The 13,695-nt window shown below is 42.6% G+C and carries 10 protein-coding genes and 1 tRNA gene; 10 read left to right on the top strand and 1 reads right to left on the bottom strand.

Translation table 11 applies throughout. The features are described from left to right. Positions 1-40 precede the first annotated feature (40 nt). The 5 genes from L3V42_RS00455 (at position 41) to argD (ending at position 6,051) form a co-directional block, all read left to right on the top strand. Positions 41-1,000 (top strand): alpha/beta hydrolase, encoded by a 960-nt coding sequence (locus L3V42_RS00455; protein WP_235761130.1) that lies wholly within the window; start codon positions 41-43, stop codon positions 998-1,000. A 770-nt stretch (positions 1,001-1,770) separates the two neighbouring features. Next, complete coding sequence (gene argC / locus L3V42_RS00450) at positions 1,771-2,811, top strand: N-acetyl-gamma-glutamyl-phosphate reductase (RefSeq protein WP_235761131.1); 1,041 nt, start codon at positions 1,771-1,773, stop codon at positions 2,809-2,811. An 11-nt stretch (positions 2,812-2,822) separates the two neighbouring features. Beyond that, a complete protein-coding gene (gene argJ / locus L3V42_RS00445) occupies positions 2,823-4,049 on the top strand; it encodes a bifunctional glutamate N-acetyltransferase/amino-acid acetyltransferase ArgJ (RefSeq protein ID WP_238470983.1) in 1,227 nt (408 codons plus the stop codon). A gap of 9 nt (positions 4,050-4,058) precedes the next feature. Then, positions 4,059-4,859 (top strand): acetylglutamate kinase, encoded by an 801-nt coding sequence (argB, locus tag L3V42_RS00440; RefSeq protein WP_235761133.1) that lies wholly within the window; start codon positions 4,059-4,061, stop codon positions 4,857-4,859. Further along, positions 4,852-6,051, top strand: a complete 1,200-nt coding sequence (argD, locus tag L3V42_RS00435; RefSeq protein WP_238470982.1) for an acetylornithine transaminase — start codon at positions 4,852-4,854, stop codon at positions 6,049-6,051. Before argB ends, argD begins: the two co-directional genes overlap by 8 nt. Before the next feature lie 207 nt (positions 6,052-6,258). On the opposite strand, the gene dat is transcribed toward argD, so the two are convergent. Beyond that, positions 6,259-7,137 carry a D-amino-acid transaminase gene (gene dat, locus L3V42_RS00430; RefSeq protein ID WP_235761135.1) on the bottom strand — a complete coding sequence of 293 codons (879 nt, stop codon included), beginning with the start codon at positions 7,135-7,137 and terminating at the stop codon, positions 6,259-6,261. Between the two features lie 222 nt (positions 7,138-7,359). On the opposite strand from dat, the gene L3V42_RS00425 reads away from it, so the two are divergent. The 5 genes from L3V42_RS00425 to L3V42_RS00405 all read left to right on the top strand — a co-directional run bounded on the left by L3V42_RS00425 (position 7,360) and on the right by L3V42_RS00405 (position 13,689). Beyond that, a tRNA-Gly gene (locus L3V42_RS00425) sits at positions 7,360-7,433 on the top strand. 317 nt (positions 7,434-7,750) lie between these two features. Then, complete coding sequence (gene queG / locus L3V42_RS00420; protein WP_235761136.1) at positions 7,751-8,887, top strand: tRNA epoxyqueuosine(34) reductase QueG; 1,137 nt, start codon at positions 7,751-7,753, stop codon at positions 8,885-8,887. Between the two features lie 57 nt (positions 8,888-8,944). Further along, positions 8,945-9,787, top strand: coding sequence for an amidase domain-containing protein (locus L3V42_RS00415; protein ID WP_238470981.1), 843 nt, complete (start codon positions 8,945-8,947; stop codon positions 9,785-9,787). Positions 9,788-9,839: 52 nt separating this feature from the next. Continuing rightward, complete coding sequence (gene trmL, locus L3V42_RS00410) at positions 9,840-10,313, top strand: tRNA (uridine(34)/cytosine(34)/5-carboxymethylaminomethyluridine(34)-2'-O)-methyltransferase TrmL (protein WP_235761138.1); 474 nt, start codon at positions 9,840-9,842, stop codon at positions 10,311-10,313. A 529-nt stretch (positions 10,314-10,842) separates the two neighbouring features. Continuing rightward, complete coding sequence (locus L3V42_RS00405; protein WP_238470980.1) at positions 10,843-13,689, top strand: 2-oxoglutarate dehydrogenase E1 component; 2,847 nt, start codon at positions 10,843-10,845, stop codon at positions 13,687-13,689. Positions 13,690-13,695: the final 6 nt, after the last annotated feature.

The following is a 13,695-nucleotide window of genomic DNA, read 5'->3' as shown; positions in this document are numbered from 1 at the left end:
CTTATATAATTGACTAATAGAAAGTGAGAGGAGCAAGAGTTTGAAGAGAAAGAAGCGTTGGTTGAAAATTGTCGGAATTTTACTTGTCATTCTAGTGATATTGGATGTTGGAGCTGGGGTGTTCTTTTATAAATTGGCGATTGAACGGGGAACAAAGGAATTCTTGAGTGGAAACGCAGATCTGGAAGTTTCAGCTGAGGCGATGGATGTATTTACGAAAGGGGATTGGCGCTCTTGGGCCGATACCCAGGATTTTGAATATTGGCAAATGGAATCCTTTGATAATCTTACACTTCAAGGTTATTTTTTAGAAGCGGAAGAACCGACTAATAAGACGGTTGTCTTCGCTCATGGTTATCTTGGGCGTGCTCGGGACATGGCTTTGTTTGGTCAATATTATTATGAAGAACTTGGGTTTAATATGTTTACCGCAGACAGCCGAGGGCATGGCTTAAGTGAAGGGGATTATTATGGTTTCGGTTGGCATGACAGGCTTGATTATGTCGCTTGGGTTGACCGAATCATTGCTGAGCTCGGTGAAGATACTGAAATTATACTTCACGGTGTATCAATGGGGGCGGCAACGGTTTTAATGACGCTTGGAGAAGATCTGCCAGATAATGTGAAGCTTGCCGTAGCGGACAGTCCGTATTCAAGTGTCTACGATTTATTTGATTATCAGCTGGATCGTATGTTTAATCTACCGAGCTTCCCGATCCTTCCGACAATGGGGATGGTAACGGATTTACAAGCAGGTTATTCATTGAAAGAAGCATCTGCTCTAGAGCAGGTTGAAAAGGCGCAAGTGCCAATACTTTACATTCACGGTGGAAGCGACACCTTCGTTCCAACCGAAATGACAAAAGCACTTGCTGAACATACAAAAACAGATACGGAGATGCTGATCGTACCCGGAGCAAACCACGGCGAATCCATCGTCCTCGATCGCGAGGGATACCTGGGCGCCATGAACGGCTTTTTTGATAAACATCTTTATTAATAGATAAGTTTACCTATAAGACTGGAATATAACTATTCTATCCTAATTAGAATAGCTATGTTCCAGTTTTTTATAGTGCTGATTACTACCTTCATACAGCGTAAGTGTTTTGCACGTTCTCATGGTTTGCTCTCTAATCGCCGTTCAGTTGCCCGGTGGACGGATGCGCATCCTTAGGCACTGCTAGAGCTCCTCGGGCTGAGCACTAAGGGGTCTCCAGGCTCGTGCTGTTCCCGCAGGAGTTACCTTCCACCGGGCAACTGAACTGGTAGGTATAATTATTATTAATATCATTTATTCTAGTGCCATGTGACGATAAAATTATATCTTTGGAATAATAAATAGCGTTCCAAATTAGGTTTTTCCTAGGAGCAGGCCAGACACCTCGAGACTCCTGCGGGAGGATAGGCTTGGTGAGACCCCTTAATGCTCAACCTGAGGAGGCTCACCAGCCGCCCAGCAGGTGCGAGAGGTGTCTGGACTGCGGACCTCCAGTAGAAAGTTTCCGCGAGTTTGGCACACTTACGCTTTATGAAATCGGTAGTCCTATTCATGAATTTCATAATACGTATTTAATGCTTTCCCATCACCATAGGTAGTTGAGTTGGTTCGTTCCCAACTACATATGGTGATGGAAAAGCCGACTTTGGTAATTATGAAATTCATTCTTATTATAAAATATTTATTTATTTTTATAATTACCGTTGCATATTTATACACAACTATGTATAATGATGAATAATTAATTTTTAGAAAGCGAGTTGTTCAAATTGAAGAAAGCGGCAATCATAGGTGGAACGGGATACGGGGCGATTGAATTAATCAGGTTACTGCATAACCACCCCAAACTAGAAGTGACAAAGGTAATTAGCCATTCCCAAAGTGGTGAAGTCCTTTCATCAATTTACCCGCATTTGAAAAATCTTCCCGAGATTAAAATGGTAGATTTGGATACTACGAGTTTAGAAGCTGAAGTAGATGTTGTCTTTATCGCGACCCCAGCGGGCGTGGCGAAAACAATCGTACCGGAATTACAAGAGCTCGATGTGCAAATTGTCGATTTATCCGGAGATTTGCGATTAGACTCCCGTGATGCTTACGAGGAATGGTACGGGAAGGAAGCAGCACCCCAGGATACAATCGAGCAAGCTGTTTACGGCTTAACAGAAATTTATAAAGAAGAAGTTCAATCAGCGAAAATCATTTCGAATCCGGGCTGTTTTCCGACATCTGCATTACTCGGAACAATTCCAGCACTTGAAAAAGGGATCATTAGCCCAAAAGGAATTGTAATTGATGGGAAAACGGGTGTATCCGGAGCAGGACGGACACCAACCGGTACGACGCACTTTCCAGAAACGAATGATAATGTATTACCATATAAAATTGGCAGACATCAGCATATACCTGAAGTCGAACAATATTTGTCCAAAACAATCGATGAGCAGGTAACAACGATTCTTACAACCCATCTCATCCCAATGACACGGGGATTGATTTGTACGATCTATGCAAATCTAAATCAAGATATAACGACGCAAGAAGTAATCGAACTCTATGAAAACTATTATAAAGAAGCTAAATTCATCCGTATCTTAGAAGAGGGACAGTTCCCGGCAACAAAAGCGGTGCAGGGAAGTAACTTCTGTGATATCGGAATATGGGTGGACAAAAGAAGTAATCAATTAATCATTGCTGCGGCGATTGATAATCTTGTGAAAGGTGCAGCCGGCCAGGCGATTCAAAATACGAATCTCATGAATGGTTGGGAAGAAGACCTTGGACTCGCAGCCGTTCCAATGTATCCATAGGAGGGTTATAAATGACATTAGTAAAGGAAAAACAACTAAAAATATTGGAAAAAGGCAAGGTAACTACACCTAAAGGTTTTCAGGCAGGAGGCGTCCATACTGGCCTCCGTAAGACAAAGCTTGATTTCGGCTGGATTCATTCCGAAGTACCGGCAACCGCTGCGGGCGTTTACACATTAAATGCCTTCAAGGCTGCACCGCTGCAAGTGACGAAGAACAGCTTGGATAAAACAGGGAAAATCCAGACCCTTGTTGTAAACTCAGCGAATGCGAATGCGGTCACAGGACCACAAGGAGAGAAGAACGCATTAGAAACTCAAAAGTTAGTTGCCGAGAAAAAAGGAGTCGAGGTAGATCATGTCGCTGTTGCTTCGACAGGAATAATCGGTGTACAACTTCCTATGGAAAAGCTATACAAAGGGATCCATTGGATGGATGAAGCGGAGAACCAAGGAGCGGAACGGTTTGAGTCCGCAATTTTAACGACAGATACGGTAACGAAATATGCAGCAGTCGAAGTTGAAATTGACGGGAAGCCGGTCACAATTTCAGGCGCGGCAAAAGGCTCTGGAATGATTGCCCCAAATATGGCAACGATGCTTTCCTTTATTACGACAGATGCTGCCGTAGAGCAGTCAAGCCTTGAGGCGGGTTTACGCCAGGTGACAGATAAATCCTTTAATATGATTACCGTTGACGGGGACTGCAGTACGAATGATATGGTCCTTGTCCTTGCAAATGGATTACAGGAAAATCAAACATTAAATGAATCCCATCCGGACTGGGATGTGTTTCTTAACGGATTGCAGTATGTGAGTCAAGATCTGGCGAAGCAAATTGCAAAAGACGGGGAGGGGGCAACGAAGCTTATCGAGGTGCAAGTCAAAGGTGCCGGAACAGACAAAGCGGCAGGAGAAGTTGCTAAAGCAATTATTTCTTCCAATTTAGTAAAAGCTGCTGTTTACGGTTCAGATCCGAACTGGGGCCGGATTGTTTGTGCGGTAGGTTATAGTGAACAGCCGATTGCAGTCGATAAGGTTTCCATTGCACTTGGCGATTTACAAGTCGTAGATAATGGTTTACCAATTGACTTTGATGAAGAAGCGGGCACCGAATATTTGCAGCAAGAAACGGTAACCATTCATGTGGATTTACAAAATGGAACGGGAGAAGCAACTGCATGGGGTTGTGACTTGACCTATGATTATGTGAAAATCAATGCATCCTATCGTACGTGAGGTGAGAAAGTGGAGATTATTGTTTTAAAAGTTGGCGGCAGTATTTTGGAAAAACTCCCAACCGCTTTTTTTGATACAGTTATTCAATTAAAGAAAAGCGGGAAAATCCATCCGGTTATCGTGCATGGCGGGGGACCGGAAATTAATCAGGCACTGACAAAAATGAATGTGAAAAGTGAATTCGTCAATGGCTTACGGGTGACGACGAAAGAAGTGCTCGAAGTGGTAGAAAATATTTTAAATGGCAGTGTGAATAAACAAATCGTCACAAAACTCCAACAAAGCGGTGGCACGGGCATTGGGCTAAGTGGAGTGGACGCTGCACTATTAAAAGTGACACCACAGGATTCTTCAGGAAAACTCGGCTATGTCGGGGAAGTGAAAGAAGTAAATGCCGATTGGCTCAAACTTATTATTGAAAATGGTGGAATTCCTGTTGTTTCTCCAATCGGCATCCATGAATCGGGGCAACATTATAATATTAATGGGGATACGGCAGCAGCGGCAGTAGCAGAAAGTTTACGGGCAAAGCTCGCCCTAATCAGTGATATCCCAGGTGTATTAGAAGAAATCGAAGGAGAAAAAGTACTCTTGCCAAAATTGACGAAAAAGGAAATTGAAGCAAAAATTTCATCAGGAATTATATATGGCGGCATGATTCCGAAAGTATATTCCGCTTTAAAGGCACTTAGCGGCGGTGTGAAAGAATCGGTGATTTTAAACGGACTCACACCTGAAGATTTACAGTCCTATATAGCCGGGAAGCGTGTCGGAACGAAAATTGTCATCGGGGAGGTCCAGCATGTCTAACACATTAAGTAAAGCGACAAAGTTTGCAGTCATGAATACGTATGGGCGCTTTCCATTAACGGTTGTAAAAGGGAAGGGAAGTTATGTCTGGAGCGATTTGGGTGAGAAGTATTTGGACTATACTTCCGGTATTGCAACGTGTAACCTCGGTCATGTTCCAGATCAAGTGCAAGCAGCGTTACAGGAACAACTGAATACATTATGGCATGTATCGAATCTATACCACATACCGATTCAAGAAAAGCTCGCAACAACCTTAACGGAGAACAGTATTTTTGATGTCGCATTTTTCTCAAACAGTGGCGCAGAAGCGAATGAAGCGGCGATTAAATTAGCAAAGAAATATGCTAAAGATCAGGGGAAGGAGGAACGGACGGAAATCGTAACCTTTAAACAATCCTTCCACGGAAGAACAGGGACGACACTTGCAGCGACCGGTCAGGATAAAATTCATGAGGGCTTCACACCGATTGCACCAGGTTTCCGATACTTGACCTATAATGATGCGGAAGCACTTGAGAAAATCGATAATGGTAGAACAACTGCCGTTCTCCTTGAACTTGTCCAAGGGGAAGGTGGCGTGAATCCTGTTGATCAGACTTGGGTGAGCGAACTTGCTCAGATCTGTAAAGAAAACGGTATTCTTCTCATGCTGGATGAAATTCAGACGGGAATGGGAAGAACGGGCACACTCTTCGCTTATGAGCAATTTGGAATTGAACCGGATGTCATGACGCTTGCGAAAGGGCTTGGTTCCGGTTTTCCAATCGGAGCAGTGCTTGCAAAGGATAAAGTTGCTGCGTCGTTTACACCAGGAACCCATGGCAGTACCTTTGGTGGAAATCCACTTGCAGCAACGGCAGGTTATGCGACGGTTAAGACGATGCTTGCTGAGAACATACCGGAGCATGTGCAGGAAGTAAGTGCGTATTTCTTCAGTAAGTTAAATGAATTGAAAGAAATATATCCGGAAATTAAAGTCGTTAAAGGAAAAGGGTTACTTATTGGCTTGGAAATGGAAAAAGCAGCGGGAACATACATTAATGCGCTTAGAGAGAAAAACGTACTCGCATTGTCCGCAGGTGAGTATGTTTTACGGATATTACCGCCGCTTACAACAACGACAGAAGAGATTGATGAATTTCTCAAGCAATTTGCAGAAGTTATGATGGAAAGTGAACATAGTAATTAAATAACACGACGAAAAGAGGATAGGATGCAAAGGCATCTATCCTCTTTTTACATATATTAAGCATTAACGTTCTGTAATACCATCATCCTTAAATATGAAGAAAACCCAACATGTGAGGTGAGGGATAAACAGAACGTAAATCCCTGATTCGTTCAAATGACAAGCAGGAGGGGATGAAGAAAAATCCCTACTGATTGAAGTTTCATTTTATTGCTCCTGCATCGGCCGGTTCACTGGCTCAATATCAGCATCAACGGCATATGCTTGTTGAAGCTGTTTCGTAATTGTTCCGGGAGAACCATCATGGATTTTGTGACCATCCACTTCTATAATCGGTGTGATTTCATTCGTACTGCTTGATAAGAAAACTTCATCAGCATCTTTAATGTCTCCAACATGGTAAGCTTCTTCAATAAAAGAAATTCCCAACTCATCAGCGAAGCGCTCTACTGCCAAACGGACGCAGCCATGAAGGATGCCATTCGTTGCTGGGTGGGTATAAATCTTTCCATTTTTTACAAAATAGACGTTGGAGGCACTGCATTCGGTAACAGTGCCGTCTTTATGAAGAATCGCTTCAAAACAGCCTTGTTCTTTTGCTTCCTGTTTTGCCATTAAATTTGGCAATAAATTCAAGCTTTTAATATGGCAATAACTCCAGCGGATATCTGGTATTGTAATAACGGGTACACCATGCTTCATCAATTCCACATTTCTTCTTGCGGGTTCAAGATAAGCATAGACATTCGGTGTAATATTATCTGGGAAAACATGATCTCTCGGGGCTGATCCGCGAGTGACCTGTAAATATACTTTTCCATCTATTTTCATTTCATTTTTTTCCAGCAGTTCTTCAAGTGTTTCCATAAAATCTTTCCTGTCGTAAGGAAAACTCAATTTTATTTCGGATAGGGAACGGTATAACCGGTCAATATGTTCATCTAGAAGATAATACTTCCCTTGATAAATCCGAATTACTTCATATACTCCATCTCCAAATTGCAAACCCCTTTCTTCAAAGGGATAATTCAATTTATCTTTATGCATAAAAGACCCTTGTGCAAAAACGATTGGATAGACAGCCATCAGAAAACTCACCCTTCTGTGTTACAAATTTAATCCTAGTCTATCGGTTTTACCTTTCAATGTAAATGGTTTCAGCTAAATAAAACGGGATTGTTTGAAACGTGATTCTATAGTTAATCTATGCAAGTTGAATAAAAAGGTTAACAGAGAATAAAATTTCCCTTGATTTATTTTTACATCGTTGCTATAATATTAATTGTCGTTAAAAAACGAATCTTGTCTGCGGGTGTAGTTTAGTGGTAAAACCTCAGCCTTCCAAGCTGATGTCGAGGGTTCAATTCCCTTCACCCGCTCCATACATAATGTGATCAACGCAGTGTCTCGTAAATTTAATGGTTTCGAGGCGCTGCGTTTTTTTATAATGCAATATATCCCAATACACTTTCGCTAAGATATAGTTCACTATTTATATAGTTCATTCTTGCTTAACAAAAAAGCAAGACTAGAAATTCTGAATAGAGTATTTCCGGGAAGCGGTCCCGATACCTCGCGACTGCGGACTTCCAGTAGGGCGTTTCTTATACGATTTGTATTGATTATCCAAGTGTTGAAATGAGCATTATTTCAATGATAAAATGAAGAGAACTATTTTAAGATAAAGGAGGTGTTCGTGATGAGGATTGATGAGCTGAAGCAGGAGATTATCGAGTACAGCAAGGATATCGGGATTGATAAGATTGGATTTGCTTCTGCCGATGTGTTCGGCGAACTCCGCGAAAGGTTACGCCGGCAGCAAGAACTGAATTACCAATCCGGATTTGAAAAAGGTACGCTAGAAGAACGGACGGAACCCACACGCCTGCTTCCGGAAGCCCAGTCGATCATCTCCATCGCACTTGCTTATCCGAGCCGAATTAAAAATCAAATCCGCGGAACTAGAGAAGAGAGACGGGGAATCTTTGCACGAGCATCTTGGGGTGTGGATTACCATGTTGTTCTTCGTGACCGCTTGGAAAAGCTTGTCGAGTTTATTCAGGAGAAAGTCCCGGAAGCAGAAACGAAGGTGATGGTCGATACTGGAGAGCTTTCTGACCGGGCAGTTGCAGAACGTGCGGGCATCGGTTTCAGTGGAAAGAACACATCGATTATTACGAAAGAATTTGGTTCCTTCGTTTATCTCGGTGAAGTAATTACAAACCTGCCATTCATCCCGGACGCTCCCGTTACAGATAGCTGCGGAGATTGTACAATTTGTATGGATGCTTGTCCGACAGGAGCGCTTATTGAGGGAGGACAGCTGAATGCCCAGCGTTGTATTGCTTTCCTCACGCAAACGAAGGACTTTTTACCAGAACCGTTCCGAAATAAAATCGGAAACCGGATTTACGGTTGTGATACATGTCAGCAAGTCTGTCCATGGAATAAAGGAGTTGATTTCCATATTCATCCCGAATTTGAACCAGACCCGGAGATTGCGAAGCCAAAGTTAAAACCAATGCTACGAATCTCTAATCGAAAATTCCGGGAAACGTTTGGTCATCTATCTGGCGCGTGGCGCGGCAAAAAGCCGCTCCAGCGCAATGCACTGCTTGCCCTTGCTCATTATAAAGATAAAACAGCTGTCGAAGAAATAACAAGCGTGATGAAGGAAGACCCTCGACCAGTAATCCGTGGGACAGCAGCATGGTCTCTTGGTAAAATTGCAACACCTGAAGCGCATGAGGCGATCAAGGAAGCAATGCAGACGGAAGAAGATGAACAAGTGCTTTATGAAATGGAAAAAGGTCTCGAATTTGAATTGCGCGTATAGCCAGTGAAAGAAATAGGTACAAGCACGCCCCCATATACTTTTATGGGGGCGATTTTTATGGATTCTCTAAAGGGATATTGGCTTGCAGTCTTTACGAATGAATCAGAACAGCCGGAATGGTGGAGGCGGAAACTTGCTTTATGGGAAAGGGAAAAGGCGAGTATCGTTAAAGTTAGTGGGAGAGGTGAACGGTTTCGGGAATTTCGGTTCGATGATAAAACCTCACAGGAATATTTGCTCCATCTAAGTTTTTTAATTAAGCAAGCGGAGCATTATCATTTGGAAGAACAGCAGCTATTTTACCGGGTGGAATTGAAAAATGGAAAAATAATAAAGCATGAGGAAGTCCCAAGGCGGCAGCGGGCAAAAGATAATCCGAATTTAATATTGGAAGATTCAGGCGGGACGAGACAGGATTTTGTCTATGATAGAAGAGAAGCAGTGCGCTATGCCGAACGTTGGTGGAATAGCTATAATCCTGATTTCCGAGAGTTTGAAGTTGATTGCACGAACTATGTTTCCCAGTGCATGCTTGCCGGGGGAGCACCTATGCGCGGTGCCCCGGTGCGGGAGCGCGGATGGTGGTATACAGGCGATAATTGGAGCTTCAGCTGGGCAGTTGCCCATTCGCTGCGTTGGTATTTAAGCGGCTCGACATCGGGACTTAAGGGCAAGGAAGTGGCAAGCCCAGAAGAATTGCTGCCAGGGGATGTGATCTGTTATGACTTTGAGGGAGACGGGCGCTGGGATCATAATACGATTGTGGTAAATAAAGATGCAAATGGGATGCCGCTTGTAAATGCTCATACAAATAACAGCCGGAATCGCTACTGGACCTATGAGGACTCCGCAGCTTGGACACCGAATATCCAGTATAAATTTTTCCGGATTGGGGAGTAGCGTGCTATAATAAAAAAGTTGATTAACTTTAAGAAATTAAGGAGATAGAAAAGTGAGTTTACATGTCGTATTATACCAACCAGAGATCCCTGCCAATACAGGAAATATAGGTAGAACGTGTCTTGCAACCGATACGAAACTGCATCTTGTGCATCCGCTCGGATTTTCGACAGATGATAAAATGCTGCGCCGGGCTGGGCTCGACTACTGGCAGCATTTGGATGTTGCTGAGCATCAATCATTTGAAGAGCTATACGAGGCATATCCGGAGGGTGAGTTTTATTATATCGAGAACTTTGGTACGAAGCATTATACGGACTATGACTTCAGCAATACATCAAAGGAAATTTTCTTTGTATTCGGCAGAGAATCGACAGGCATACCGAAAGAATTGATCGCAGGCAAAGAAGATCGCTGTCTACGGATTCACATGAATGATAAAGTGCGTTCCCTTAATTTGTCCAACACAGCGGCAATCATTATTTACGAAGCACTAAGGCAGCAACAATTCCAAGGATTAGTCTAAGCAATTGTCTAATAGGAAAAAACCGCCATCTAAATGAAAGATGACGGTTTTTGTTTGTCCAGCTCCAGTGCCCAACGACTAGCGGATTTCTTGGACTCCGTACGTCGCTGATCGGGCACTTCTGCTTTTAAGTTACTGATTATTTCTAGGTACGCCTGGTTTCGCTTCGTAACCAGATGTGAAACAGGAAACGAGGAATGTAATGATAACTCCTAAGATTAATGCTAATTTCATTGAAACGTCCTCCTTCAATTGTATGACCCTGACACTATAAGCAGTATATAAATTTATTATAACGGATTCAACTTGAATTGTGAACTCCCAACCTAAATTGTCAGAAATCCTCCGTTTTTAAGCACGGTCAGAAATGTAAGGGCTATCATCGATTCTCTTCTGTTTTTTCAAGGGTGAATCGTTGTAAGTCACATTATTTTCATGTATATTTATAGATGGGATGAATCTTCCGTCCTTACAAAAATATTAACCGTTTACAAGGACGGGCAATATTACATCAATGGGGGTATCAAAAGTGATACAAAATGGGGAATCTGCACAACAATTTTGGCGACAGATTTACGGACCAAACAGGGGGTATATCGAAGAACAATACGAATTGTATAAAGAAGACAGTGAGGCGGTGGAAGCTTCACTACAAGAAATTTTTAATACATATGGAGCACCTTCATGGCTGTACAACGGGGATACTCGTACTGCAACACAAGCAGGAACCGAGGCAGTAAATGACGTAGATATGAAAAAAATCACCTCAGCTTTGAAATATGTTGAGGCTATTCGTCGTTACGGGCATACTGAAGCTGATATTTATCCTGTTGGTGGCTATAAAGGTGGAGATGACAAATATTTAGATGCAAGCACGTATGATTTAACCGATGAAGACTTAAAAGAAATCCCAGCTAAATGGTTATGGGATAAAGCATCAGCCGGTGTGGATAATGGTTTGGAAGTAGTGGAACGTTTAAAAAAATATTATACAGGAACCATTACCTTTGAGTATGAACATGTTAACAACCATGAGGAAAGAGAATGGTTTATTAATTTAATAGAATCAGGAAATGCAAGAGTTGAACCGACAGATGAGGAAAGAAAACGATTATTGAAACGTCTCGTTGATGTGGAAGGATTTGAAAACTTCCTCTCTAGAACATTTGTAGGGCAAAAGCGTTTCTCCATTGAAGGATTAGAAGTAATGGTGCCGATGATTGATGAAGTTGTCAATCACGCAACACAGGAAAGTATTGAAAATATCATGATGGGAATGGCCCACCGTGGCAGGCTCGCTGTTCTTGCGAAAGTTCTCGGTAAACCATATGATAAAATATTCTCGGAATTCAACTATTCATCTGATAAAGAATTAATGCCTTCAGAAGGCTCCAAGTCCATCAGTTATGGTTGGACGGACGATGTGAAGTATCACTACGGAGCAACGAAAGCATATCCGAGTGATAAAGAAGTAAAAACGAAAATTACATTAGCACATAATCCTTCCCACTTGGAATTTGTTAACCCGGTAGTCGAAGGATTCGCTCGTGCGGCTCAAGATGATCGTTCAGACAGAGGATACCCGAAACGAGACCCGAATAAAGCGGTTGCAGTTTTGATTCACGGGGATGCAGCTTTCATCGGAGAGGGCGTTGTTGCAGAGACGCTCAACTTATCCAATCTTCCTGGTTATAACACGGGAGGAAGCCTGCATCTTATTGCGAACAACCTTGTCGGTTATACAACAGACCGAGAAGATGGGCGCTCGACGCGTTATGCAAGTGACTTGGCGAAAGGATTTGAAGTGCCGGTTATCCGGGTGAATGCGGATGATCCGATATCTTGTATTTCTGCGATTAAAATTGCCTGGGAGTACCGTCAGAAGTTTAAGAAAGACTTTGTGATTGATCTCGTCGGTTATCGCCGTCACGGTCATAATGAAATGGATGAACCGCGTACAACGCAACCGAAACTATATAAAGAAATTGATAATCACCCGCCAGTCGCAAAAATCTTTGCCGGGCGCTTAGAGGAAAGAGGAACGATTCGTAAGGGTGAATATGAGAATTTACAAGAAGAAATCTACAATGAATTATATGGAATCTACAGCAAAATGAGTGAAACCGAAATCGGTACACCGGAACCACCAACAATGCCAGAATACTTGTTAAATGGATTGGATAACCATAATACAAAGGTGGATGAGGTCGTATTAAAAGAAATAAACGAAGAATTGCTAGAACGTCCAGAAGGTTTTACAGGCTTTAGAAAAACAGAGCGTGTTTTAAGTCGCCGTGCAAAAATGCTTGAGGATGGAAATGTACTTGATTGGGGCGCAGGAGAAGCATTAGCATATGCTTCGATCGTGCGTGATGGTATTCCGATTCGTATTACGGGTCAAGATACAGAACGTGGTACATTTGCACACCGTCATATCGTTTTACATGATGTTAATACGAATGAAAAATATAGTCCGCTGCATGGTTTGAAAGATGCGAAGGCTTCGTTTGATGTACGGAATAGTCCTTTATCAGAAGCTGCAGTTCTTGCGTTCGAATACGGTTATAGTGTTTATTCACCAGATACACTCGTAATCTGGGAAGCGCAGTTCGGAGACTTTGCGAACGTTGGACAAGTGATCTTTGACCAATTTATTTCTTCCGCACGGGCAAAATGGGGAGAAAAATCCAATATGGTCTTGCTCCTGCCACACGGTTATGAAGGTCAAGGACCAGAACACTCTAGTGCGCGATTGGAACGATTCTTACAATCTGCAGCAGAGAATAACTGGATTATTGCAAACGTCACTTCATCTGCACAGCTTTTCCATATTTTACGGAGACAAGCCGCACTAAGAGGCCGTGTGGAGGCTAGACCATTAGTAATGATGACGCCGAAGAGCAGTATGATTCGGAATCCTAGAATGGGAGCAGAGGCGAAAGAGTTTTCGAATGGGAAGTTTATGCCATTACGCCAGCAGCCAAACTTTGAACCGAATCGCGAAAAGGCAACACGTCTTCTAATCGGTAGTGGTAAAGTAATGGTCGATATTGAAGAAGAAATGTCCGAGTCAAAAGAGAATTATGACTGGCTGCAAATCTTGCGAGTCGAACAGCTTTATCCATTCCCGCAGAAAGATTTGAAAGCTGAATTGGATAAATTACCAAACGTGAAAGAAATTGTATGGGTACAAGAGGAACCAAGAAACATGGGGGCATGGGATTTCGTCGATGATTATTTACGAGATCTATTGAAAGATGATCAAACATTACGTGTAATTAGCCGACCTAGAAGAGCTGCACCAGCAGGAGGAGTACCAAGCTTCCATAAAGCAGCACAAAGCAAAATTATTAAACAGGCATTAACACAAAACTAAGGAGGA

Source organism: Oceanobacillus alkalisoli (genome assembly GCF_022213125.1).
Lineage (GTDB): Bacteria > Bacillota > Bacilli > Bacillales > Amphibacillaceae > Oceanobacillus > Oceanobacillus alkalisoli.
The sequence above is the reverse complement of the archived record's forward strand: the minus strand, read 5'-3'. Positions and strand labels throughout refer to the sequence as shown.

Bases quoted from the DNA above. Each gene is read 5' to 3' on its own strand.
- argJ (WP_238470983.1), top strand. From the start codon at position 2,823: ATGACATTAGTAAAGGAAAAACAACTAAAAATATTGGAAAAAGGCAAG.
- argD (WP_238470982.1), top strand. From the start codon at position 4,852: ATGTCTAACACATTAAGTAAAGCGACAAAGTTTGCAGTCATGAATACG.
- dat (WP_235761135.1), bottom strand. From the start codon at position 7,137: ATGGCTGTCTATCCAATCGTTTTTGCACAAGGGTCTTTTATGCATAAA.
- queG (WP_235761136.1), top strand. From the start codon at position 7,751: ATGAGGATTGATGAGCTGAAGCAGGAGATTATCGAGTACAGCAAGGAT.
- L3V42_RS00415 (WP_238470981.1), top strand. From the start codon at position 8,945: ATGGATTCTCTAAAGGGATATTGGCTTGCAGTCTTTACGAATGAATCA.